Genomic DNA, 24088 nt, shown 5'->3' with positions numbered 1-24088 from the left:
CCCCTGCTCGCGAAGGGTGGCCGTGGCTCAGCACGCATTCGGCCGCAGGGGCGGCCTCACACAGGAGGCTTAGGCCCCGAAATTGAGCGGCAAGCCCACATAGTTTTCGGCCATGGTGCGCGAGCCGGCTTCGCTATGGACCAGGTAGTCCAGCTCCGCATCCTGGAATTTTTGGCCGATGTCGCCGTTTTCAGGAAAGTGGTGCATCAGGCTGGTGAACCACCAGCTGAAACGCTCGGCACGCCAGATGCGTCGCAAGCAGCGCTCGGAATACGTGTCGATGCCCGCATCGGAGCGCTCGGCATAAAACTCGATCAGGGCGGTGGACAGATACTTCACGTCGGTGGCGGCCAGGTTCAGGCCCTTGGCGCCTGTGGGGGGCACGATGTGCGCGGCATCGCCTGCTAAAAACATGCGGCCAAAGCGCATGGGCTCGGTCACAAAGCTGCGCAGCGGGGCAATGCTTTTTTCAATGCTGGGGCCGGTCACCAGGTGCTCGCGGGCCTCAGGGTCAAGGCGCTTGCGCAACTCGGCCCAGAAGGCGTCGTCCGACCATTGCTCGACCTTGTCGGTCAAGGGCACTTGCAGGTAGTAGCGGCTGCGCGTGGCGCTGCGCTGCGAACACAAGGCAAAGCCACGGGTGCTGTTGGCGTAAATCAGCTCATGGTGCACAGGCGGGGTGTCGGACAGCACGCCCAACCAGCCGAAGGGGTAGACCTTTTCGTATTCCTTGATCGCGCTTTGGGGGGCACTGGCGCGGCACACGCCGTGGAAGCCGTCGCAACCTGCGATGAAGTCGCATTCGATGGTGTGCAACTGGCCATTTTTTACATACGTCACGCGGGGCTTTGAGCTGTCGAAATCGTGCACCTGCACGTTTTCTGCCTCGTAGACCGTGGGCAAAGCTTGCGCTTGGCGCATGTCCATCAGGTCGCGGGTGACTTCGGTTTGGCCGTACACCATGACTTTTTTGCCGCCGGTCAGGTGGTCCATGTCGATGCGGTGGCGAGCGCCTTTGAACAGCAGGTCAAAGCCCCTGTGCACCAGGCCTTCTTTGTGCATGCGCTGGCCCACGCCGGCTTCGTCGAGCAGGTCCATGGTCACTTGCTCCAGCACGCCCGCACGGATGCGCGAGAGCACGTAGTCCCCGCTTTGGCGTTCCACAATGACCGCGTCAATACCGGCCTTGAAAAGCAGCTGGCCCAGCAGCAAGCCGGAAGGGCCTGCGCCAACGATGGCCACTTGGGTGCGGGTGGTGCTCATGGGTGTCTCCTGAAATCGGTTTTGCAATGCCGGCCAGCTTAGGGGACAGGCCCCATGGCGGGCGGTGATGGCGTTGGAGTTTGTGCGATGGCACGATAAGTTGTGCGATGATCGCGCAATTCATTCGGCCGCAAGGGCTCGCGCCCACTTCATGAAGGTGCACATGACGATTGCCAAAGCAGACTACATCGAAGGCCTGGCCAAGGGGCTGGCCGTGCTCGAAGCCTTTGACACCGAGCGCCAGCGACTGAACGCCACGCTGGCGGCGCAGCGCACGGGCATCACGCGGGCGGCGGCGCGGCGGCATTTGCTCACCTTGGCCGAGTTGGGCTATCTGGAGACCGATGGCTCGCACTACTGGCTCTCGGCGCGGGTGCTGCGTTTGGCGGGCAGTTACATGGCCACTTCGCGCCTGCCGCGCACCTTGCAGCCCACGCTCAACCGCTTGGCCGCGCAAACGCAAGCGGCCTTCAGCGCGGTGGTGCGCGATGGCGATGAATGCGTCATTGTGGCCCGCAGCGCTGGCGTGGCCGAGCCGGTGCGGCACCTGGCCTATGGCCTGCACTTGGGCGCACGTTTGCCGGCGCACGCCACGTCCACCGGGCGCGTGCTGCTGGCCAGCCTGCCCAAGGCCGATTTCGCCGCTTGGCTCAAGGGCCGCGAGCTGGCCCGCATCACGCCGCAAACCGAGGTGAATGCCGTCCGATTCAAGGCACTGATCGAGCAGGTGCGTCAGGCCGACCACTGCCTGGCGCGCGCTGGCCACGAGCTGGGCATCCACGCGCTGGCGGTGCCACTGCGCAACATGCAGGGGCAGACCTTGGCCGCGCTGAACGTGGTGGGCACGGCCGAGCAGTTGAGCGACGCTGCGGTGCAGCGCAAGTGGCTGCCCTTGCTGCTGGAAGCCGCTCGGGAGTTGCGGCCTTTGTTGTGAGGGGATCAAACCCCCAGATGCTGCTCCAGCACGCTGGGGTCGTCGAGCAGGTCCTGCGTGGCGCCTTCGAACACCACTTGGCCCTTGACCAGGATGATGTTCCGGTCGGTGATCTGGGTGACGTGTTTCCAGTTCTTGTCGACGATGATCGAGCTGATGCCGCTGGCCTTGATCAGGCTGCAGATGCGCCAGATGTCGCGGGCGATCAGCGGGGCCAAGCCCTCGGTGGCTTCGTCCAGTATCAGCACGTCGGGGTTGGTCATGAGCGCACGGCCGATGGTGAGCATTTGCTGCTCGCCGCCCGACAGTTGCTGGCCGCCATGGCCCAGGCGCTCTTTCAGGCGCGGGAAGGTCTCCAGCACCCGCTCGTAGGTCCAGTCGCGCTGACCGTTTGTTCCGGGGCGGGCGGCCATTTGCAGGTTCTCCACCACGCTCAGGTTGCCAAAAATGCCGCGGCCCTCGGGCACATAGGCGATGCCCATTTGCGCCACTTCAAACGTGGGGCGGCCGTTCATGCGTTGGCCCATGATGTCCACCGTGCCCGAACGCGGTGGCACGATGCCCATGATGGATTTCAGCAGGGTGCTCTTGCCCATGCCGTTGCGGCCCATGAGGCCGATCGTCTCGCCCCGGCCCACAGAAAAGTTCACGCCGCGCAGGATGTGGCTGGCCCCGTAATAGGTGTTCAGGTCTTGGGCCTGGATCAACAAGTCGCTCATCTCAGTGTCCCTCACCCACTTCTTCGCCCAAGTAGGCCGCCTGCACACCCGCATCGGCCCGCACTGCCTGAGGCGTGTCGCTGGCAATGACTTGCCCGTTGACCATCACCGTGAGGTGGTCGGCCAGGGTGAACACGGCGTCCATGTCGTGTTCGACCAGCAAAATCGCGTGTTCATTTTTGAGGCGCAGCAGAAGCTGCACCATGCGCTCGGCTTCGGCCTGGCCCATGCCGGCCAAGGGCTCGTCGAGCAGCAGCACCCGGGGCTCAGTGGCCAGGGTCATGGCGATTTCGAGCTGGCGTTGCTCGCCGTGGCTGGTGGCACCGGCTTGGGCATGGCGGCGCTCTTGCAGGCCGGCCAGTTCGATGGCGCGTTCGGCCCGATCGTTGACGGCCTGCATGCGGGCTGCGGTCCGCACCCAACCTAAGGGGTTGAAGGGCGAGGGCTGCACCCGCGACTGCGCGGCCAGGCGCACGTTGTCCCACACGCTGAAGGTGCTGAAGATGTTGGTCTTTTGGTAGCTGCGGCCCAGGCCGTGGCGAGAAATTTTTTCGGGGGTCCAGCCGGTGATGGGCTGCTCGCCCAAGGTGATGCTGCCACTGGTGGGTGGCAGGTCGCCCGAGAGGAGGTTGGTCAGCGTGGATTTGCCCGCGCCATTGGGCCCGATCACCGCGTGGATCTGGCCGAGCCACAAATCCAGAGAGACCTCGTTGACGGCCGCCAAGCCACCAAAGCGCTTGGTCAAGGCGCGTGCGGACATCAAAACTGGGCGATCAGTCATGGCCTGTCCCCTTGGCCGCTGGGCCACCGAAAGCCCGGTTGAGCAGACCCAAAATGCCTTTGGGCGCAAAGATGATCAGCGCCACAATGAACAGGCCCATCCACATTTGCCAGTGCTTGCCGGTTTTGAAGCCGCCCACATCGGGCAGGTCCTTGAAGAGGTGCAGCAAATACTCAAAGCTGAAGGCGCCCACAATGGCCCCCGCAAAATTGCCCATGCCGCCCAAAATCACCATCATGATGGCGTGCGCACTCAGGTGAAAGCCCATGAGTTCGGGGTTGACAAAGCCGGTTTGCGCCGCAAACAAATAACCCGCCAGGCCAGCCAAGGCCCCGGCCAGCGTGAAGGCCGCCAATTTGTGGCTGAAGGTGTTGAAACCCAGTGCCCGCATGCGGTGCTCGTTCACGCGGATGCCCGACAGCGCGCGGCCAAAGGGGCTCCACAGCAGGCGGCGCAAAAACACATACACCGCCAGCAAGCAGCCCAGCGTGAAGTAATAAAACACCCGCTTGTTTTCCAGATCGATGATGCCCGCATCGGGGCGGAAGTTCAGGAACAAACCGTCCGAGCCCCCGAGTGCCTTGTTGTCAAAGAAGATGTAAAAAATCATCTGCGCAAAGGCCATGGTCACCATGATGAAGTAGATGCCGTGGGTGCGCACCACCAAAAAGCCAATCACCAAAGCCGCCAGTGCGGCTCCACCCACGGCCAGTGGCAAGCTGGCCAAGAGGCTGATGGGTTCGTTTTGCGGCATGACAAAAGCCAGCACATAACCGGCCAGGCCAAAGTAAGCCGCATGGCCCAGCGACACGAGGCCGGTGACGCCTTGCAGCAAATCGAGGCTCATGGCCAGGATGGCCAGGATCATCATGCGCACGACCATGGCCGTGTAAAAGTCGGAGCCCACAAAGGGAAAGGCGGCGAGCGCCAAAAAGCCCAGCACCATCACCAGCTGGATGCTGCGCGGCAGGGTTTCGAGGTGAATTTGGGGCGTGCTCATGGGCTTCTTTTCGTCTTCATTGCTTGAACAGGCCTTCGGGTTTGTACAGCAGCACGGCGGCCATCAGCACATACACCAGCATGCCGGAGGCCTGGGGCAGCAGCACCTTGCCAAAGGTGTCGACCAGGCCCACCAGCAAGGCGGCGATCAAGGCGCCGCGCACCGAGCCGATGCCGCCAATGACGACCACCACAAAGCACATGATCAAGACCTGACTGCCCATATTGGGGTAGACGCTGGAGACGGGCGCGGCGATCATGCCCGCGATCGAGGCCAGCCCAATGCCCAAAGCGAACACCACGGAGTGGATGAGCTGGATGTTGATGCCCAGCGATTCGGTCATCTCGCGGTTGAAGGCCCCCGCGCGGATCTTCATCCCCAAGCGGGTTTTGGAAATCAGCAAATACAGGCCCAAAGCCAGCACCAGGCACACACCCGACATGAACAAGCGGTACACCGGGTACGACAGGTTGTCGGTCAGGGGGATGGACGCGGCCAGCAACTCGGGCACGGGCAGGCCGTGCACGTCGTCGCCCCAAATCATGGAGCGCAGCTCTTCGAACACATAGATCAGGCCAAACGTCAGCAGCACTTGGTCGAGGTGGTCCCGGTGGTAGAAGTGGCGAAACAGCAAGCGCTCAATCAGCAAGCCAAAGGCCACCGACAAGGCGGTCCCCACCAAGATGGCCAAGGTGAAGCTGCCCAATTGCGCGGCCAGTGACCAAGCCAGGTAGGCGCCCAGCATGTAAAAGCTGCCGTGCGCCAAATTCACCACGCCCATGATGCCGAAGATCAGCGTCAGGCCCGCGGCCAGCATGAACAGCAGCAGCCCGTACTGGACGCTGTTGAGCAACTGGATCAAAAAATTCACAAAGTCCATCGGGGATCACACTTGGAATGGAGGAGGGCCGCCGCAGGCCCCAAGGCCGAGCGCCATTGAAAACGGCGGACCGAAATCCGCCGTGTCACGGCTGACAGCGCCTAGCAGTGGGGCATGCCCCACCCGCAGGCGCTTGCAGTTTACATGCGGCAACCCGCGCCGGAATCGGCCAAGGCCTTGGCCGCGATGCCAATGACTTTGTTCTCTTTGTTGGAGACTTCGCGCAGGTAGATGTCTTGCACCGGGTTGTGCGACTTGCTCATGGTCCACTTGCCGCGTGGGCTGTCGATCACGGCCACTTCCATGGCCTTGATCATGGCCGCCTTTTGGCTCACATCGCCCTTGACGGCGTTGGCGCCTTGCACCAGCAACAAACCTGTGTCGTAGCCTTGCACGGCGTACACGTCGGGTTGCATCTTGAAGGTCTTGGCGTAGTTCAGGCGGAAGTCTTTGTTGCGCTTGGTCTCGATGCCGTCACCGTAGTGCAGGGCTGTGAGCACGCCGTCGGCCGCAGGGCCTGCGGCGTCCAGCACGCCTTCGGTCAGGAAGCCCGAGCCGTACAGCGGAATCTTGCCTTTGAGGCCGGCCGCAGCGTAGTCGCGCAAGAACTTGGCCGCGCCGCCACCGGCAAAGAAGCAGGCCACGGCGTCGGGTTTGAGTGCAGCGATTTCGGTCAGCAGGGCCTGGAACTCGACGTTGGGGAAGGGCAGGCCCAATTCCTTGACGATGGTGCCACCTGCTTTGGTGTAGCTTTCTTTGAAGCCCTCGAAGGCTTCGTCGCCCGCGGCGTATTTCCAGGTGATCCACACCGCCTTTTTGTGGCCGCGCTTGACCATGGCCTCGCCCAGCGCCATGGTGGGCTGGCTGTTAGAGAAACTGGTGCGGAACACGTTGGGGGCGCACTGGGCGCGGGTGGCGATGTGCACGCCGGCGTTGGGGATCAGGTTGATCACGCCGCTTTCGCGGGCCACGCGGTGGATGCCCATTTGCACGCCCGAGTGGACGGTGCCGATCAGCACATCGACCTTGTCGCGCTGCACCAGTTTGTTGGCGTTTTCAATGGCTTTGGATGGCTCGGATTCGTCGTCGACCTTGAACCATTCGATCTCGCGACCGCCCAGTTTGCCGCCTTGCTCGTTGATGGCCATGCGCACACCGTTCTCGATGGCCACGCCCAGCTGCGCAAAGGTGCCGGTGTAGGGCAGCATCAGGCCCACGCGGATTTTGCCGCTTTGGGCTTGCGCGCTTTGGGGCACCAACAAGCTGGTGGAGGTGGCGCCAAGCAAAGCAGCGCCTTGTGTCAATACGGAACGTCGGGATGTCATGTGTGTCTCCAATGGTGCAAACCAGCCGGCCGCACTGTGCAACGGGCTGACCGAACCATTATGTGGCACCCAGACAGGGCATTTCCTAGGGGAAAGTCCTGAGCCCCAGCGTTTGGCCCGCCGTGGCGAGCGGCCCTTGGTTTTGTGCTCGGCGTTCAGCCTTGCATGCGCAAATTGAACTGCCGCAGCCCCAGCTCGTCCATGTGCCGCTGTTCGTGCATTTGCTGTTCACGCTGCACGGCCAAAAGGTCTTGTTCTTGCAGTGCCCGCATTTTTTGGAGTTCCATGTCGGCCAGCACGCGTTTTTTGCGCAAGTTGGCCACCTGCGCATCGGCTTTGCTGATGTCGAGCACCACACGTTGCTGCAGGTTCAGCAGTTGGGCCATGAACTGGCGCTGGTTCATGCTGGCTTGCATGCCCATGACCTCGCTCTGGGGCTGTTGCTCTTTGAGCCGGTATTCGTCGTACAGACGGCACAAGCGTTGGTGACTGGCGTTGAGCTGGTCCACACGGGCGAGCGCTGCCACCAGATCGCTTTGGGTTTGGGTGACTTCGTCGTTGGCCTTTTTGACCAAGGCCGGCCAGCAGTTTCGGGCTTGTCGCACAGGGGGGTCCTTTGGGTCAGCCAGCCATCAGGGACTGGAGTTCATGGCGGGTGGCGTTCACATCCATGTTGGTGTGCATGTCTTGCTGCAAAAACTTTTCCATGCTTTGCCGCAAGCGGATGGCTTGGTCGAGTTCGGGGTTGCTGCCGGCCTCGTAGGCCCCCACCTGGATCAGGTCTTGGTTTTGTTGGTAAAGCGACCACAAGCGCCTGAAGCGGTTCGATTGCTTGAGGTCTTCCGGGCTCAGCAGGTTTTGCATCACCCGCGAAATCGAGCCGTTCAGGTCAATGGCCGGGTAGTGGGCGGCATCAGCGAGTTTGCGAGAGAGCATGACTTGCCCGTCGAGCGAGGCGCGGGCGATGTCCACGATCGGGTCGTTGGCGTCATCGCCTTCGGCCAGCACGGTGTAGATGGCCGTGATCGAGCCAAAACCGTGGCGGCCGACACCGGCACGTTCGATCAGGTTGGGCAGCAGCGCAAACACCGAGGGCGGGTAGCCCTTGGCGGTTGGCGGCTCGCCCACGGCCAGGCCGATTTCGCGCTGCGCATGCGCCACGCGGGTGAGGCTGTCGACCAGCATCAACACATTTTTGCCCTGGTCGCGAAAGTATTCGGCGATCACATGGGTCATGTGGGTGGCCTTCAGGCGCAGCACAGGCGAGACGTTGGCGGGTGCGGCCACCAGCACCGACTTGGCCAGGCCTTCTGCGCCGAGGGTTTCTTCGATGAAGGCCTGCACTTCGCGGCCGCGCTCGCCGATCAGACCGATCACCACCACGTCGGCTTCGGTGTAGCGCGTCATCATGCCCAGCAAGACGCTTTTGCCCACACCCGAGCCGGCCACCAGGCCCAGGCGCTGGCCGCGTCCGATGGTCAGCACGCCGTTGATGGCCTTGACGCCCACGTCGAGGATCTGATGGATGGGGCCCCGCTCCATGGGGTTGAGCGGGCGGCCCAACAGGCTGAGCACGTCGGTGCAATGGGGGGCGGGTTTGCCGTCCAGCGGCTGGCCGCGCCCGTCAATGACCCGGCCCAGCAGATCGGGGCCCAGGTTGACGCTTGAGGAATGGCTGAGCACGGTGACCCGAGCGCCAGGGCCGATGCCGTTGGGCTCGGTGAAGGGCATGAGGTACAGCGTGTCGTCGTTGAAGCCGACCACCTCGGCCTCGACCCGGTGGCCGAATTGGCCCACGACTTCGCAGCAGGCGCCCAGCGGTGCCATCAGGCCCCGCGTTTCCAGCCGCATGCCCACCAGCCGCACCAGCGTCCCGTTGCGCTGAGGCTCGGGGGCGTGCAGCTCACCGATCAGCTGCTTGACCTCGGCGTCAAAATCCATCATGGGGTGTCGTCGTTCGGGTTGGCTGTGGGTTTGAGTTCGGTGTCTTGCACATCCACCACCTGCCGCTGCCAGTCACGCACCGGGGTGTTGGCAGGCAAGGCTTCGGCCCGGTCCTTGACCAGGGAAGACTGCTGCATCCATGCGTCTGGCTGAGACAGCAAGCGTCGGGCCAAGGGTTCGAGGCGTGTTTCAATCAGGTCTTGCATCACGCTGTCTTGCACCCGCACCCGCACGCTGCCCGGGCGCAGCAGGGCATCGGCTTCGAGCTGCATGTGTTTGGTGACCGACTCGCCCATCGCATTGAGGCGCTGCAGGTCTTCGGGGTTGACGCTGACATGAACGGGCTCGACCACATGATCGAGTTGTTGGATGCATTCTTGGATCAGGTTGTGAACGGCTTGGCCCGAGAGCTGCAGCTCGGCACGCACCAGCTGTTCGGCCAGGTGCAGGGACAGGCGTTTGAGGGGTTCAAAAAACCGCTGCGGGTCTTGGCTGATGCTGCGCAACTCGATGCCGAGGTGGCGCATCAGTTCACGTTCTTTGTTGCGCTCGGCCTCAAAATCGGCGCGCACCTGGGCTTGCCCTTCGAGCAGCCCCTTCTGATAGGCCTCGTCGCGCAATTGGTCCAGCGCCGCTTCTGTCCAGGGCGACTCGGACTCGGCCAGTGCCGCAGGTTCTTCGGTCACCGGCACAACGCCCTGTGCCTCTGTGGCGGCTTCGCTGGCGGCCAGCGCAACCGCTTCGGTCATCAGGCCTTCGGTGGGTTCGGCTTTGTCGGCCACTCGCCACGGGCCAAAGGAACGGGCAGAGGCCTCGTCCCATTGGGTGCGCAAAAAGCGGGGGGCTTCGGCCTTGCTGTTGAGCAAGGGGTTGGGGCTCCAGGGCGCAGGCTTTTCGTTGAGGTCAGACAAAGCCATCGCCGCCTCCCGCCAGCACCAGCTCGCCCGCATCGGACAGCTTGCGTGCCAGGCGCATGACGTTCTTTTGCGCTTCTTCCACTTCGGTGATGCGCAGCGGACCTTTGCTTTCCATGTCGTCGACGAACATGACGCGGGCACGGGCCGACATGTTGTCGAGGAACTTGTCCTTGACGAAGTCGGGTGCACCTTTGAGGGCGACCATCAGCAGGTCGGGTTCGGCCGTGCGCATGATGGCCTGGATGCCGCGGTTGTCCACGCCCACCAGGTTTTCGAAGGTGAACATGTTGTCTTGGATCTTCTGCATCAATTCGCCGTCGATCTGCGACAGGCCAGACATGATGGAGGATTCGAGCTCGACCTTGACCGAGTTCATGATCTGGGCGGCTGCCTTGACACCGCCAAAGCTGGACGACTTGGATGAGGAGTTCGTGGCGAACTGTTTCATCATGATCTGCTCCAGCTCTTCCATGGCCGACGGCTGCACCGTCTCCAGGCTGGCAATGCGCTGGATGATTTCAGGGCGCGATTCGCCGGGCAGGAAGTTGAGCACATCGGCGGCCACGGTGTATTCGAGCACCGACAAGATGATGGCCACCACCTGGGGGTGTTCGCCGCGGATCATCTCGGCAATCGAGCGGGCGTCCATCCATTTCAGGATTTCCAGGCCCTTGCTGCCTTGGCCCGGCATGATGCGGCTGAGCACCGAGGCGGCCTTGTCCTCGCCCAAAGCGCGTTTGAGCACCTTTTCGACATAGTCGCCGGTGCCCAATCCCAAGCTGGTTTGTTTTTTGAGCATGGTGACGAACTCGTCCAGAACGATGTTCACCGCCTCTTGCGACAAATCCGACACCGAAACCATGGCGGCGCCCAGGGACTGCACTTCCTTGGGGTTCATGAAGCGGATGATCTCGGAGGCTTGTTGCTCGCCCAGCAGCAGCATCAGAACGGCAGCGCGTTGCGTGCTGGTCAGTTCGGCCAATTCCTTGACCAACTCGTCGGTCATGGCGATGGTGCCATCGCCCAGCGGGGCGGGCGCGGCTTCTTTGCCGTCTTTGGTCTTGCCGTCTTTGGCCTTGTCGCCTTTGGCTTCTTTGTCGTCGGGTTTTTTGGTCGCCATGGTCGTTGTTCCTTGATGGGCTTCAGTTGGCCTTGATCATGCCCTTGAGCACGTTGGCCACGCGGCCTGAGTCTTCGGCCACCAGCATGCGGATGAGGGCCACTTTGTCGTCGTAGGTGTTGGCGGTGTCCAGCATGTCCATGGAGATGCTCGACTTCTTAGGCTTGAGTTTGGCCTTGATCTCTTCCAGGCTTTCACCTTCGCCAATCTGGATCATGCGCATGTCGTCTGCGCTCAACTCGCCATCGCTGAGGGCAGCTTTGGCCTGATCTTCGTCTGCGGCGGCGTTGGTCTCGTACATGTTGCGCATGATGGGGCGCACCACGATCAGCATGAAGACAATGAAACTGATGGCCAGCAAGCCGCCCTTGATGCCGGTTTGCACCGCATCTTCCAGGTACCAAGGGATGGTCTCCAGGGCCGTGGCCGGCTCGAATTTGGCGGGCACCACCGAGACATTGTCGCCGCGCTGCTGGTCGAAACCCACCACGCCGCGCACCACTTGGAGCATCTGTTCCAGCTCTTGTGGGGTGTAGGCCTGGGTGGTGGGGGCGTTGGGCACCACCGGGGCGTCCTTGGCGGGCGGCGGAACGGGGCGTTCGTTCACGACCACGGCCACGCTGACTTTCATGATGCCGCCGGTGGCGTTGCGCACATGGCGCACCGTGCGGTCCAGTTCAAAGTTGCGGGTGGATCGGCTGCTGAGTTTGCTGCCGGCTTCGGCTTGGCCTTTGTTGCCGTCCACCTGGGTGGCGTTGGAGGTGGTCGGGTCTGCGGGGGGCGTGTTGGCCAAAGCACCCGGAACGCCTTCTGCGGACCGGGTGGCAGCGCGGTCTTCGGCCATCACCTCGGAGCGGGTGCGGGGGCCTTTGTCGCGGTTGTCAAAGTCTTCGGTCGTGCTCTCGATCTGGGTGAAATCCAGCGACAGGTTCACTTGCGAGCGCACATTGGCTTCGCCCACCATGGGGGCCAAGATTTGCATGATGCGGTTGCGGTACACCTCTTCGAGTTGCTGCTTGTGCTGCTCTTGGGCCGAGGTCAAGCCGAGTTTTTGCTCGGTGGCCGACTCGGTCATGAGCTTGCCCACGTTGTCCACCACCGTGACATGGTCGGGTGCCAGATAGGGCACGCTCGAGGACACCAGGTGCACGATGGCTTGCACTTGCGAGGCGGACACGGCGCGGCCGGGGTAGGGGGCCAGCACCACAGAAGCTTTGGGTGGCGTGCGATCCCGCACGAAAACGCTTTGTTTGGGCGTGGCCAGGTGCACGCGGGCGCTTTGCACACTGCCAATTTGCATGATGCTGCGGGCCAGTTCCTGCTCCATGGCGGCGTTCACCTTGACCTGTTCCATGAACTGGCTGGTGGTCATGGACGACTGCTCTTTGAGGCCATCCAGACCGGTCGCACCGGCTTTGGGCAAGCCTTGCGAGGCCAGAAAAATCCGGGCTTCGTGAAAGCGCTGGCTGGGCACGGTGAGCTGGCCAGTGGCTGGGTCAATCTTGGGACTGAAGTCGGCGGTCTTGAGCGATTCAAAAGCCTTTTGCTGGTCGGCTTCCTGCAGGCCGGGCATCACGGGCCGGTAGGGGGTGGCTTGCATCCAAGCATAAACCAGACCGAACACCACCAAGACCGCCAGCATGACGATCAGCGGCAGCACACGGCGCACCGCCGGTTGGTTGATCACCTCTTTGAAGGTGTCGGCCATGCCTTGTGTGCGCCAAGGGCTGAGCATGCCGCCTGAGGCTTGGGCATTGGCGGCGCCATTGGCATCCGCTGCAGCGGCCAAAGCCGTGCCGCCAGAGACGTTGGTGGGGGTGTTGCTGGACGGGTTTGGCGCGGTCATCACGCCAGTGTTCATCGATGCGGTTGCTGTGGCCATGTTTGTTCTTCTTCAGTTGAGAGGGTCAGACCGGCATGTTCAGAATTTCTTCGTAAGCCTTGAGCACCTTGTTGCGCACTTGCAAGGTGGCCTCAAAGGCCAGCGAAGATTTCTGCATGCCCAGCACCACGTCGGTCAGCGCGATGTTTTCGCCACGGTCAAAGGCGGCGCGCATGTCCGAGGATTGGACTTGCAAGTTGTTGACTTGACCGAGCGCACCCGAGACCAGATCGGAGAAACCTGTTTTCTGGACACCGCCGGCGCTGCCGTTGAGTTCGGTCGCGCCGGGCATGACCGCGGTTTTGCCCGAGGCTTCAGCCTGGTGGCTGCGCAAGGTTTGCAGCATCGACTGGATGCTGGCAGGAGAGATGGCTTTGTCGATCATGCGTGTCTCCTTCAATAAGCCGCGCTGGCCATGCCCAGACCATGCTCACGCAGCTGGGCCAGTTTGTAGCGCAGGGTGCGTGGGCTGATGCCCAGGCGCTTGGCGGCTTCTGTTTTGCTCGGGGTGCTGGCCAAAGTGGCCATGATCACTTGGTGTTCGTTCATGCGGGCCGCGCTGTGCAGGTCGGTGGGCAAGCTGTTGGCTTCGTCCGCGACGACGGGCTCTTTCAGGCCAAAATTGCTTTGGGCGGCGCTCATGAATTCATCGAAAAAGGCTGCTGGCTTGACGGGCACGGACAAGTCCGCAGGCGCATGGCCCACCGATGCGGCCAATGGGGCGGGAGCCGCTGCGCTGGCCGTCAGCCAATCGTCAAACATCAGGTGTGCCGGTGTGACCACGTGGTCGGTGCACAGCACCATGGCGCGGCGCATCACGTTTTCCAGTTCGCGCACATTGCCGGGCCAGGGGTATTGCAGCAGTTGCAACTGCGCCTGTGGGTTCAATTGCCAAGGCTTCTTGTCGTGCTGCAGCAAGCATTGCATGGCCAAAGGCATGATGTCGCCTGGGCGCTCGGCCAGTGGCAGCAAGCGCATGCGGAAGGTGGCAATGCGGTAGTACAGGTCCTCGCGGAACTCGCGCTCGGTGATGGCTTTCTTCAGGTCTTTGTTGGTAGCGGCCACAATGCGCACGTTCAAGGGGATCACGTTTTGGCCGCCCAGGCGGGTGAGTTGGCGCTCTTGCAGCACGCGCAGCAGCTTGCTTTGCAGGTGCATGGGCATCTCGCCGATTTCGTCGAGAAACAAGGTGCCGCCCTGGGCTTGCTCGAACAAGCCTTTTTGATCGCGGTGGGCCCCGGTGAAAGCGCCTTTTTCGTGACCGAACAGCATGTCCTCGATCAGGTTTTCCGGCATGGCGGCGCAGTTGAGCGCCACAAAGGGACCGTTTGCCCGAGCCGATGCCTCGTGCAGCACGCGGGCCAAGACTTCCTTGCCTGAGCCTGTGGGGCCTACCAGCAAGGCGGTCACATCGGCCTGGGCCACTTTTTGGGCCAGGGCCAGCAGGTGCTGGCTGGCGGGGTCGACAAACACCACATTGCGCACAGGCTGCGGCGACAAGCGGGGGGTGTGGGGGTTGATCTGGGTGTGCAGCCGCTGCCATGAGGATGTGCGCACGTCTTGCGCGGCCAAGACCGTCAATGCGCCAGCTTGGGTGGCTTCCACGGCCAGGTCCAGTTCGTGGCGCTCCACGCGGCACACCACGGGGGTGCTCAGGCCAGCGTCTTGCAAGAGTTGTTGAACCGCTTTGAGCCGCGTTGCGTCCAGCGTCAGGTGCAACACCACCATGGCGGCATCCGCGGCATGGGACAGCAGGTTGTCCAAAGTGGTCACGGGCATCACAGCCCAGCCACTCGCTTGCAAGGCATGGCTGTGCTCGGGGCTCAGGGCGGCTTCGGGGTCTAGCCAAAGCGCCAGAGGGGTGGAAACGGTGGGTGACTTCACGGTGTGGGTCTCATGGTCATGATGAAACCTATGAAGCAACACTTGTGCCAGATTTAAATGTGTCTAAAAAGCACCGAATTGTCCAAAAATGAGCACTTTAATAACTTGATTTTCCGGGCGAATTTGACACTGCGCTTGACGGAAGATTGACAGCGGGCTTGTGGCACATCTGCAGACGCCAAGTGGTCGTGCCTGCGCATGCGGGGGGCCACATCGCGCGAGGTCAGGCAACGGGTTTGTCTTTGGCTTGAAAGAGCATGCAGAACTGGCCATCCACACGCAGCACTTCCATCGCAGGCAGCAGCCGCGACTGAAAGCCCATGGCCCGGCAGGCATAAGGAGCCGTCGGGATGTGGGTGATGGCGAAATGCCGGCATTGCCAGCAGTTGGGGCCCCGTTCCGCAGGGGTGTGTGGTGGCGTCATCGATCGACTTGGACGAATCGTTCGGCTCACAGGGTGAGCCATCCGATGGGTCAGGGTGGCGAATTAACCTTGCAGCAGTTTGAGGACCGACTGCTGGTCCATGTTGGCTTGGGCCAAAACAGCGGTCGCGGCTTGTTGGATGATCTGGGTTCTGGCCAATTCGCTGCTGGCTTGGGCGTAATCGGCATCCAAAATCCTGCTGCGTGATTCAGAGGTGTTCAAGGAGACATTGGTCAAATTGTCGCCTGCGTAATTCAAGCGATTGATCACAGCACCATATGTGGCGCGTTCGTCGTTGATCCGATTCATGGCCACATCAATGCGGGCGATGGCGATGCTGGCAGTGGCCGCCGAAGTGATGCTGGTGTCGTGCAGTTTCCCGTCGCCGCTGAAAATTTTGGTGCTAACGTCAGCAGCTGCCGTATCCGCTTCTCCGGTGGTCGTCATGGGGATGGAGAAGTCCTTGAATTGGGCACTGATGGTTTGGCTGGAGTTGGCGCCGACCTGGAACTGGACATTGCGAAGCTCGGTTCCTGCGGTGGCGGGTGCTGCCACGGTGCCGCCAGTGCCGATCGCTGCCGCGCCGGTGGTGGTGTTGTTGAGGACCGTCATGCCGTTCCACTGGGCATTCTGGGAAATCCGGTTGATCTCTTGCATCAATTGGCTGTATTCCAGATTGAGCGATGTGCGGTCGGAGCTGGTGTAGGTGTCGTTGCCGGCTTGCACCGCCAATTCGCGCATGCGTTGCAGCATATTGGTCACTTCGATCAGTGCGCCTTCAGCCGTTTGCAAAAGGGAAATGCCATCGTTGGCATTGCGCACGGCTTGATCCAGTCCTTGGACCTGGGCCGTCATGCGAGAGGAAATGGCCAGGCCTGCCGCATCATCGGCAGCACTGTTTATCCGTTTGCCTGTGGACAATTGTTCCATGGCTGCCGCCACAGATTTGCTGTTCGCGTTCAGGGCCGTTTGAGACACCAAAGACTTGATGTTGGTGTTGATGACTGTCATGGGTAAATCTCCTGGCGGATGGTGTGGCTGTCGGAATAACGACGACGGGTTGAGGGTCTGAGGTCCATTCCCATCTGCACAGCAAGCCCTGTGCCAGCTTTTTTATGAGTTTTTGGGTCAACGGCCCATGCCACGCCCAAGCCGGTATGGCTTCAACGTGGCGATCGTGATTTTGGGAATGTGTTGGCCGTTGCCGTGCGTCGTGGGCGGCAAAAAACTGCCGTCTTGGCGTTCACCGGCAGCTGAGCGGTGCCCGGTGCTGATGACGGGCAGGGGCTGATGAGAGGCCCACTAGAGGCCCACTGGAGGCCCATGAGTGGCTGGCCAAAGTCTGACGAACTGGATGCAAGGCTGCTGTTCAACCCTGAGGCATCGCCCAGGGGGGTGCGTGGATCACGCGGACACCTCAGCCCAAGAGAGCGTTTGCTCAAGGCTGGATGAGTTGATTCACCGAGTTCAATTCTTCTTGGATCATCGGATGGTCGGGGAACTGTGTGGCTGCGAAATCCAGCACAACCCAAGCATCGTCCAGCTTGTTCTGGCAACGGGCCACGCGGGCCAGGTGCAGCCAGGTTTGGGCGGTGGTGTTGGGGCTTTGGACTTCCACCAGTTGAATCAGCAATTCTTCGGCGCGGGCCCAGTCTTGCAACACCTCTGCGAGCAAACAGCTTATGACGAGCAAGTCTTCGCTGTCCGGATTCAAGGCCAAAGCGGCTTCACAAATGGCGGTCGCCAAAGGCATGCGCCCTTGTGAGACCATGGTCGAGACGGCTTCACGCACCTGCGCGGGGGACAGCCGATGGACTTCTCCGACGGTCAATTCCAAAGGGGCAGATAAGTGGCCGGTCAATTCGGGCGCATGTTGTTTCAGTGCGAGTGACATGGTTTTCTCCAGGGGGTATCTAGGTGCGAGGGCGGGGCTCATTAGCCCAAAGAAGCAATCGGTGTGCGGACAAGCGGCGCCAGCGCTGCATGCTCTTCGATCAGGACTTCATCTGTCGGAAACTTGATCAAAGCGTCTTGCGCCAGATTCAGGGCCTTGGCGTGGGACCCCAGGCAACGTAAAACGCGAATTTCGTGTCGGTAGGTTTCTGCCGTGATCGACGCGCCTTGCAAATGATGCAAGCGGGTGAGCAGTGCATGGGCCTTGTACCAGTCCTGTGCGACCTCGGCGACCAGGGCACTCATGACCAGAACGGATTCGTTGTTCGGATGGATGACGCGGGCCAAATCGGTCATTTCGCTGGCCATGGCCAGTTCCCCTTGGGCGATCAGAACGGAAACCGTTTCACGGATGGTCTCCGGGTCCAACGGTTTCTCGGGTGCTTGCACCACCAGATCAGGCTGGCTTTGCCGTGCTTCAGAGTGTCGTGCCTTGCTTTGCATGCGAATTCCTTGATGGACTCATGAGCGAAAACGCGGAGTCGAGCGCGCAACCTGTCTGAGCGGCGGAAATTTGCCACATGGCCAGCAGGCAGAGCTTTCAAGCAAGGTGCATGCCAGGTCGTTGCTGGGCTTTGGGGACCCAAAGCGGCCATTCGGTGTAGCCGAACCCATTGAAGCCGTCTTCAAAAAGCTGGTATCGGTCTTGCTTGTGCTGATCTCAACGGCGAAGCTTTGCCACAGCACCGACAGACCACAGGAGTACTCACATGCAGATGAATCAGGCGCCAACCCAGGCAGATGGCCATTTTTTCGGGGCCATGGCTTTTCATGAGCCCGCTGCAGGGCGAATCCTGGAAGGGGAAGCGCTCAGACCGCTGCTGATGGCGTCTGCGTCATTCCGTTTGCCCGTAGACTTTGACCTGGGAGTGGAGGGTGACTTGGCGCTGGCCCATTTGCTCAAGCAAGTCGACAAGACCAAGAAACGCACCATCTGGCTGCTGAACAACTGCCTGCGGATCGACCATTTGCAAAAAATCTTGCACGCGGTCAGCCCGTGTTCACGCTTGATCAATGTGTTGTGCGATGCACAGCCGGACTTTCTGGCGCTCCACAACACCCGGGCCGTGGAGGCTGTGCTCGCCGACGAGCGCTTGTACTCCGTCACGCTGGACACGCCCAAAGCGCAAGCAGAGCGGGTCAGTCTGCTGATTGACACGGAAAGCTTTGTGGGCTGGAAGCCAGTGCTTGGGCAAAGCTTGGAGGCGCAAGCGGTGGAACATTTGCGCGTCCTGTACCGGGAGTTGACCAACCATCTGAATCAAAAGGCGGTCGGGCGCATGACGCGTGTGAGCTCGTCCCATCTTTTCTTGGCCAATGCCTTGGTCAATTCGGTGTTTGCCAACCCCTTGAACGCGTTGACCGAATACAAAGACCTTTACAAAAACAAGCCCGTCCTGATCGTGGCCACGGGCCCCTCCTTGAACAAGCAGCTGCCATTGCTGCAGAAGTACCAGGATCTTTTTGTCATCATTGCAGCCGATCCAGCGGTGCCCATCCTCAAGAAGCACGGCATCGTGCCTGAGTTCGTGGTCTCCATCGATCCCAAAAAGCGACCCTATTGGCAGCACAATGAACTCGATCCGGCCACCACCTTTGTCATCGAGATTGGCTGCTGCCCCGATGTGGCTTGGTCCAGCAACCACAAATACCTGGTGACGAGCTGCCACAAGGATGTGTTCAGACTTTTGACAGATCTGGGCGCAGCGCCCTCGTATTTGTTGACGGGTGGGTCGGTCACGACCACGGCATTCAGTCTGGCCGAACAATTGGGTGCCAATCCGATCATCTTGATTGGTCAGGACTTGGCCTGGACCGATGGCAAGGACCATGCGGACGGTTATGTCAGCCAGTACACCCGAGAGCAGCTTGAAGCCCGGCATGCCAAGGGTTTTGAAATTGAAGGCTATGACGGCAAACCCGTGCGCACCGAACGCCAGTTGCTCTATTACAAGACCTGGTTCGAGCAGCGCATTGCGCACATGCCTGATCGCTTGATTGTGAATGCCACAGAGGGCGGTGCACGCATTGAAGGTGCTGCGCATGTGCCCTTCGAGAGTGTGTGCCGGGAAATCCAGGCCAGCCACTTGGGTGAGATGCAGGGAGACCCCGCGCGTGCCTGGGCGCCGGACATGGCCTATTTGACCCAACTGGCGGATCGCTTGCGGGGACTGAACAGCCAGATCGAGCAACTGGTCACTGAACTGAACAAGGGCATCAAGCTGGTCAATGGCATTAAGAAAACACCCAAGAAAACGGTCGTTCGCCAGATTGAGCAGATCAATCATCTGCTGGTGGGCGGCAGCTGGCAGGTCAAGACTGTGGTCGAAATGATGGGCCAGTCCGCCGTGGTGGCCACCGAGCAAAAAGTCCTGATGGACGATGCGATCAGCGCCAACATCAAAGGGGTGTATGGCGGCTACCAATCAGTTTACAAATCGGCTTTGCATGGTGCCCAGAAGGGCCAAGATTTGCTGAGCCGTTTGATTCAGCTGTGCGACGACATGGTGCTGGGGCAGCGAATGGACCACCAACTTTTGCAGAAGTATGGGTTCAATCGGTGGAATGCGGATGGCACCAGCAATGTGTTGGATGCAAGTGCGAAGGTAAACACGGTTTAACGAGGCGTCCAACACGTGACAGAGCGTCTTGAGCTGAGCCGTTTCCTTCGCCTGTGATTCACCTCATTTTGAACGTAGCGAAGGCGGAACTGTGACAATTTACGCGCACTGCGTTTGGTGCCTACCTACCTCGTGGTGATTGGCAAACGCCGTGTAATTGTCTGACATCAAGGACTTTGTTGCTGACATCAACCAGGGTATCAATCACGATTTTGCGTCCCAGTTGTCTCAGGATGACTTGTTGTCCCACTCTTCGGATGAACTATCTTTTTATTTTTAACTTTTGAATCGCTATATTTTTATGGTGATTGGCCACTCGGTTGAGTGGCTTTTTCGTTATTGAATTATCGAATGCAAAAATAATTAATTTTTTAAATTTTGGTTAACTGTGCCCAATGATTTTTCTTTCGGGGCCTTTCAGATGATCGAAGAAAATACCAAGGTTAGTTTTCATAAATGGATGTTCTTCATTCATGAAATTAATCGAAAGATTTTTAAATGAATGATTATTCTTTTCAAAGCTTTTCCGGCAAGTGTCGAACAGATAGCAATCATGCCATTCCTTGAGCAAGAAAATGTCACCATTGAGGTAATTTCGAAGCATCTCTTCAATAAAATTAAAAACTTCTGGGTGTCCAAAATTAAAGCCGACGAAACCACATTCACTGTAAGCATTGGGCTTGGGGAAACTCTCACGTCCTAGGTATGATGCCAGCTGGTTTGGTTCAGGGAAGAATTGATCTAAATCGGAGGATGAAAAATTCTTGAGGCAAACAATATCAGAGTCAATCCAGGCAAAATCATTTTTTATCAATCCCAATTGTAGACATTTGTAGAGAGAAAAAATTTTGAATGAAAATCGGATTGCATCGTATCTAAAATTGTAGGAAAATGATGCCACGCCAGGCATTTTTTTATTTTTGGAGTACATGAGGCCATTCGCCTCTGAAAAAGCTCCAAATTTTCGATGAAAAAGATTGCAAACATCAGAATCGATCGGGATTATGATTATTTTTTCCGATGCGTGTGAATTTACTTCTTCGGATATGTCGCCTTCAAATGAGACGATAAGTCGGGTATCATTTGCAGAGTTTTCAGACCAACTGTTAATAAACCTTTTACCATAATTGGCATACAATTTCTGATTCATTGATGTAATCATGGTTTTCATAATTTTACCCCAATAACAAACATATCTCGCTCTTTTTGATGGAATACGGCTTGATGAGAAGCGGACTCTATAGTAAAACCTATCTCTTGTAGTACCTGTGTGAATTCATCGAGTCGCCACACATATCTGTGTGTTTCATAATCTAATTCATCCCATTGATTTCCATAAAATTGAGTTAGTCCCATGTTCATGATCCCATTAGGCGTTTTAATGGATGGTGTGTGCTTTTGTCGGATATACCACGCAATGCATCTGTCCAAATCAGGCATTTCGACTATGAGTTTTCCGCCATATTTTAATTTGTTAAAATAATGCTTCAGCATTTTTATTGTTTCCCAGCGAACAAAATGTTCGATCACGTGGGAAAGTAATATTTCATCAACTGTAGAATCATCTGCATCCAAATCTCTTATGTCCATCTTTATATCGTATATTGATCCAGAGCGGGATGAGTCATTCTTTTCATAGTCGTAATTATCTATATTTATCCAACCTTTCATTGGTCGACCACCGGACCCCAGATTTAGTTTTATTTGACTGAGGTTATTTTTATCGGCATACTCATTGATGATTTTTGTATTCATAATTTTTATCAATCGAATTTAAATTTTTTAATGTACCTATTTATTGCCGTAAGTAAACGATTTGAAGATCAAGCACTGGCCTTCAATGGCTGGCGCTGCAGGCAATATTGCATCCTGTCTCGCGCTTCAAACCATTCCTGTGAAAAATCCGAGTTTTGGTATTCGTGGAAGTAAGGCCCGCCCACGGTCCAGTGCACGTTTTTGACATCGGAAGGCGGATCGTCGTATTCCCCGACCAGCCAGTTCCAGCGGATATCCAACTCGCCGATGTCCTCGTCTTTCAGCCAGGTGAATCGGTGCAGGTTCAGGGGCTCGGTGGTGTTGATGAATGCCGGCGTGACCATGCGGTTGGCAGGGTGGGCGCAGTTCCACAGCACCACCGATGACCAGTTCTTGCGGGGGTATTTGTACTGAACGGTGTTGAGGTATTTCAAGCCGTCCCGTGGTTCGTAGCTGTGCTTGACCACGTAAGCCGCCTTGCCCGGCTGCTCCTCCATCACTTTGAGCATGTCAGCAATGTCGGTGCGAAGCAGCATGTCGCAGTCGAAAAAGATGCCCGTGCCCTCATAGTTGCAGAGGTAGGGCACCAAAAAGCGCGAGAAAGAGAATTCGTTCGACTGTCGAGGGTCACGAGGACGGGTGTAAATGCCCTTGAGGTTGGCCAGTTTGATGGGCACGATGGCCACAGGCCGGCTGCTGTGGCGGTAAATGGATGCCGCCATGGTGTGCCAGGCCACGCTTTCTACTTCGTCGTAGCCGATGAATACCTTGATGACTTCTGAATGCATAGCGTCCTCGCTGGGATGTTTCACTGCCGGATAAGCCGGCAGAACATTGCCGCCTGAGTGCGGCAAAACATCTAAAGCAAGAAACGATCCAGGTTTTTTGCGTCACGGATTGAGCCAATGCATGGCCATCCGTCGACCAGCCTGACGGCCAGGGGCCTTATCTGAGCAGCGCCAGCACAAAGGCAGGCTGCTGGTTGGCTTGGGCCAGCATGGCTGTGCCCGCCTGCCGGACGATCTGCGCTCGGGCCAGCTCGGAAGTGGTTTGGGCGTAGTCCGTGTCAACAATTCTGCTGCGGGACGCGGCCGTGTTGGTGGCGATGTTGGTCAAGTTGTCGGCTGCAAAGTTGAGCCGATTGATCTTGGCACCCAGGTCCGATCTGAAGGCGTCCAAGGCGGATATCGCGTCGTCGATGTGCGTGATGCTGGTCGTTGACGTGGCGCTGGTCGAGGATGCCACCGCTGTGGCAAAACTGGTGCCTGAGTTGAGGTCTTTGAAGGTGACGGTGACCTGGGAGTCTGCACTGCCGTCGATGCCGATCTGGTAGGCGACAGAGCCGGCATCGGCCCCAATCAAGGCCACGCCGTTCCATGTGGTTTTGTCAGAGATCCGCGTGATTTCTGTTTGCAGGCTCGCAAACTCGGTTTGCAGCGCGGTTTTATCGCTGGTCGAGTTGGTGCCGTTGGTGGCTTGAACCGCCAGCTCACGCATGCGAATCAATAAATGGGTGATGCCACCGGCCGCGCCATCGGCCGTCTGGATCATGCTGATTGCATCGTTGGCATTGCGCACAGACTGGTTCAGGCTGCGAATTTGTGTGGCCATTTTGTTGCCAATGGCCAAGCCCGCCGCGTCGTCCGCGGCACTGTTGATGCGCTTGCCTGTAGACAGACGCTCCATGGCCGTGCCAAGGTTTTTTTCGCTGGTTTTCAGGGCCTGGCTGGCCACGAGCGCTTTGATGTTGCTGTTAACCACAGACATCTTTTTCTCCTAGATTGCAAAAACGGATCATGCTGAAGGCGAGGTCATGGCGTTTGAGGGCTCAAGAACCTAGCGAACCGCTTATTGCAAAAGGGAGAGAACCGACGACGGCGACTGGTTGGCCTGGGCCAGCATCGCCGTGGCGGCCTGCTGAATGATCTGGGTGCGCGCCAATTCGGTGGTGGTGGCCGCGTAGTCGGTGTCCAGAATACGGCTGCGAGATGCAGCTGTGTTGGTGGATACGTTGGTCAGATTGTCTGCGGCGTAGTTCAGGCGGTTGACCATCGCTCCCAAGGACGAGCGGTAGGCGTCCACGGCCGAGATGGCGTTGTCAACGTGCGCGATAGAACTGGTCGCAGCGGCAGCGGTTGACACACTCCCACCGCTGACGTCAGACATTCCGTTCAGCGACGAATTCACATCTTTGAAATCGACACTGACGACATCTGCAGAGTCGGCGCCGGCTTGGAATGTGTAAGTTGTTGCACTGGCGCTCACGGTCATGCCGTTCCAGGTGGTTTTGTCAGAAATACGTGCGATTTCTGTGGCCAATTGGTCAAATTCTGTGTCCAGTGAAACGCGGTCTGCACTCGAATTGGTGCCGTTGACAGACTGCACCGCCAGCTCGCGCATGCGTTGGAGCATGCCGGTCACTTCGTTCAGAGCGCCCTCAACGGTCTGCACCATTGAAATGGCATCGTTGGTATTGCGAACAGCTTGCTGCATACCGCGCACCTGAGCCGTCATCTTGTTGCTGATGGACAGACCCGCTGCATCGTCGGCTGCACTGTTGATGCGCTTGCCCGTCGACAGCTGCGCCATGGCCTTGCTCAAGCTGCGGTTGTTCACCGTCAAAGCTTGTTGTGCGACGAGGGACTTGACGTTGGTGTTGATGGCGCTCATGGGAGACTCCGGTTTT

24 protein-coding genes are annotated in these 24088 nt (G+C 58.9%); 2 read left to right on the top strand and 22 right to left on the bottom strand.

What is annotated here, in order from left to right; all coding sequences use genetic code 11:
- Window positions 1–69 precede the first annotated feature (69 nt).
- The gene (gene pobA / locus LHAB_RS13075; protein WP_090047007.1) at window positions 70–1263 is read right to left on the bottom strand and encodes a 4-hydroxybenzoate 3-monooxygenase; all 1194 of its coding nucleotides are present in this window, start codon (window positions 1261–1263) and stop codon (window positions 70–72) included.
- 163 nt (window positions 1264–1426) lie between these two features.
- Between pobA and LHAB_RS13070 the strand changes: the two genes are divergently transcribed.
- Window positions 1427–2197, top strand: coding sequence for an IclR family transcriptional regulator domain-containing protein (locus LHAB_RS13070; RefSeq protein ID WP_090047970.1), 771 nt, complete (start codon window positions 1427–1429; stop codon window positions 2195–2197).
- Between the two features lie 5 nt (window positions 2198–2202).
- Here LHAB_RS13070 and LHAB_RS13065 read toward each other — a convergent pair whose 3' ends face one another.
- The 16 genes from LHAB_RS13065 to LHAB_RS12990 form a co-directional block, all read right to left on the bottom strand.
- The gene (locus tag LHAB_RS13065; protein WP_090047004.1) at window positions 2203–2916 is read right to left on the bottom strand and encodes an ABC transporter ATP-binding protein; all 714 of its coding nucleotides are present in this window, start codon (window positions 2914–2916) and stop codon (window positions 2203–2205) included.
- Window position 2917: 1 nt separating this feature from the next.
- Window positions 2918–3697, bottom strand: coding sequence for an ABC transporter ATP-binding protein (locus tag LHAB_RS13060; protein ID WP_090047001.1), 780 nt, complete (start codon window positions 3695–3697; stop codon window positions 2918–2920).
- A complete protein-coding gene (locus LHAB_RS13055) occupies window positions 3690–4697 on the bottom strand; it encodes a branched-chain amino acid ABC transporter permease (protein WP_090046999.1) in 1008 nt (335 codons plus the stop codon). Before LHAB_RS13055 ends, LHAB_RS13060 begins: the two co-directional genes overlap by 8 nt.
- Window positions 4698–4713: 16 nt before the next feature.
- Window positions 4714–5577 carry a branched-chain amino acid ABC transporter permease gene (locus LHAB_RS13050; protein WP_090046995.1) on the bottom strand — a complete coding sequence of 288 codons (864 nt, stop codon included), beginning with the start codon at window positions 5575–5577 and terminating at the stop codon, window positions 4714–4716.
- Window positions 5578–5717: 140 nt separating this feature from the next.
- On the bottom strand, window positions 5718–6902 hold the full coding sequence (locus tag LHAB_RS13045; protein WP_090046992.1) for an ABC transporter substrate-binding protein: 1185 nt from the start codon (window positions 6900–6902) through the stop codon (window positions 5718–5720).
- 155 nt (window positions 6903–7057) lie between these two features.
- On the bottom strand, window positions 7058–7507 hold the full coding sequence (locus tag LHAB_RS13040; protein WP_090046989.1) for a flagellar FliJ family protein: 450 nt from the start codon (window positions 7505–7507) through the stop codon (window positions 7058–7060).
- 16 nt (window positions 7508–7523) lie between these two features.
- Window positions 7524–8843, bottom strand: a complete 1320-nt coding sequence (locus LHAB_RS13035) for a FliI/YscN family ATPase (RefSeq protein ID WP_090047969.1) — start codon at window positions 8841–8843, stop codon at window positions 7524–7526.
- Window positions 8843–9763 carry a FliH/SctL family protein gene (locus LHAB_RS13030; RefSeq protein ID WP_194943180.1) on the bottom strand — a complete coding sequence of 307 codons (921 nt, stop codon included), beginning with the start codon at window positions 9761–9763 and terminating at the stop codon, window positions 8843–8845. The genes LHAB_RS13035 and LHAB_RS13030 overlap by 1 nt, the downstream gene beginning before the upstream one ends.
- On the bottom strand, window positions 9750–10883 hold the full coding sequence (fliG, locus tag LHAB_RS13025) for a flagellar motor switch protein FliG (protein ID WP_090046984.1): 1134 nt from the start codon (window positions 10881–10883) through the stop codon (window positions 9750–9752). The genes LHAB_RS13030 and fliG overlap by 14 nt, the downstream gene beginning before the upstream one ends.
- A 22-nt stretch (window positions 10884–10905) precedes the next feature.
- Window positions 10906–12765 carry a flagellar basal-body MS-ring/collar protein FliF gene (fliF, locus tag LHAB_RS13020; RefSeq protein ID WP_228763429.1) on the bottom strand — a complete coding sequence of 620 codons (1860 nt, stop codon included), beginning with the start codon at window positions 12763–12765 and terminating at the stop codon, window positions 10906–10908.
- Window positions 12766–12790: 25 nt separating this feature from the next.
- On the bottom strand, window positions 12791–13150 hold the full coding sequence (gene fliE / locus LHAB_RS13015) for a flagellar hook-basal body complex protein FliE (RefSeq protein WP_090046976.1): 360 nt from the start codon (window positions 13148–13150) through the stop codon (window positions 12791–12793).
- A gap of 11 nt (window positions 13151–13161) precedes the next feature.
- Window positions 13162–14649: a sigma-54 interaction domain-containing protein gene (locus LHAB_RS13010; RefSeq protein ID WP_090046974.1), complete on the bottom strand. Its 1488-nt coding sequence runs from the start codon at window positions 14647–14649 to the stop codon at window positions 13162–13164.
- Between the two features lie 223 nt (window positions 14650–14872).
- On the bottom strand, window positions 14873–15073 hold the full coding sequence (locus tag LHAB_RS13005) for a hypothetical protein (RefSeq protein WP_090046972.1): 201 nt from the start codon (window positions 15071–15073) through the stop codon (window positions 14873–14875).
- A gap of 63 nt (window positions 15074–15136) precedes the next feature.
- Entirely contained in the window at window positions 15137–16084 is a 948-nt protein-coding gene (locus LHAB_RS13000) for a flagellin N-terminal helical domain-containing protein (RefSeq protein ID WP_090046970.1), read from the bottom strand.
- Between the two features lie 427 nt (window positions 16085–16511).
- Window positions 16512–16967 (bottom strand): tetratricopeptide repeat protein, encoded by a 456-nt coding sequence (locus tag LHAB_RS12995; protein WP_194943179.1) that lies wholly within the window; start codon window positions 16965–16967, stop codon window positions 16512–16514.
- A gap of 41 nt (window positions 16968–17008) precedes the next feature.
- A complete protein-coding gene (locus LHAB_RS12990) occupies window positions 17009–17470 on the bottom strand; it encodes a hypothetical protein (protein ID WP_090046966.1) in 462 nt (153 codons plus the stop codon).
- Window positions 17471–17736: 266 nt separating this feature from the next.
- Between LHAB_RS12990 and LHAB_RS12985 the strand changes: the two genes are divergently transcribed.
- On the top strand, window positions 17737–19647 hold the full coding sequence (locus LHAB_RS12985) for a motility associated factor glycosyltransferase family protein (protein WP_090046964.1): 1911 nt from the start codon (window positions 17737–17739) through the stop codon (window positions 19645–19647).
- Between the two features lie 382 nt (window positions 19648–20029).
- Here LHAB_RS12985 and LHAB_RS14710 read toward each other — a convergent pair whose 3' ends face one another.
- The 5 genes from LHAB_RS14710 to LHAB_RS12960 all read right to left on the bottom strand — a co-directional run bounded on the left by LHAB_RS14710 (window position 20030) and on the right by LHAB_RS12960 (window position 24072).
- On the bottom strand, window positions 20030–20818 hold the full coding sequence (locus tag LHAB_RS14710) for a hypothetical protein (protein WP_194943178.1): 789 nt from the start codon (window positions 20816–20818) through the stop codon (window positions 20030–20032).
- A complete protein-coding gene (locus LHAB_RS12975) occupies window positions 20815–21402 on the bottom strand; it encodes a class I SAM-dependent methyltransferase (protein WP_090046958.1) in 588 nt (195 codons plus the stop codon). Before LHAB_RS12975 ends, LHAB_RS14710 begins: the two co-directional genes overlap by 4 nt.
- A gap of 68 nt (window positions 21403–21470) precedes the next feature.
- Entirely contained in the window at window positions 21471–22190 is a 720-nt protein-coding gene (locus tag LHAB_RS12970; RefSeq protein ID WP_090046956.1) for a hypothetical protein, read from the bottom strand.
- Between the two features lie 157 nt (window positions 22191–22347).
- Window positions 22348–23169: a flagellin N-terminal helical domain-containing protein gene (locus LHAB_RS12965; RefSeq protein WP_090046955.1), complete on the bottom strand. Its 822-nt coding sequence runs from the start codon at window positions 23167–23169 to the stop codon at window positions 22348–22350.
- An 81-nt stretch (window positions 23170–23250) separates the two neighbouring features.
- A complete protein-coding gene (locus LHAB_RS12960) occupies window positions 23251–24072 on the bottom strand; it encodes a flagellin N-terminal helical domain-containing protein (protein ID WP_090046954.1) in 822 nt (273 codons plus the stop codon).
- Window positions 24073–24088: the final 16 nt, after the last annotated feature.

Source organism: Limnohabitans sp. 2KL-27, from assembly GCF_001269345.1.
Classification (GTDB): Bacteria; Pseudomonadota; Gammaproteobacteria; order Burkholderiales; family Burkholderiaceae_C; genus Limnohabitans_A.
This window is presented reverse-complemented; position numbering and strand designations above follow the sequence as displayed.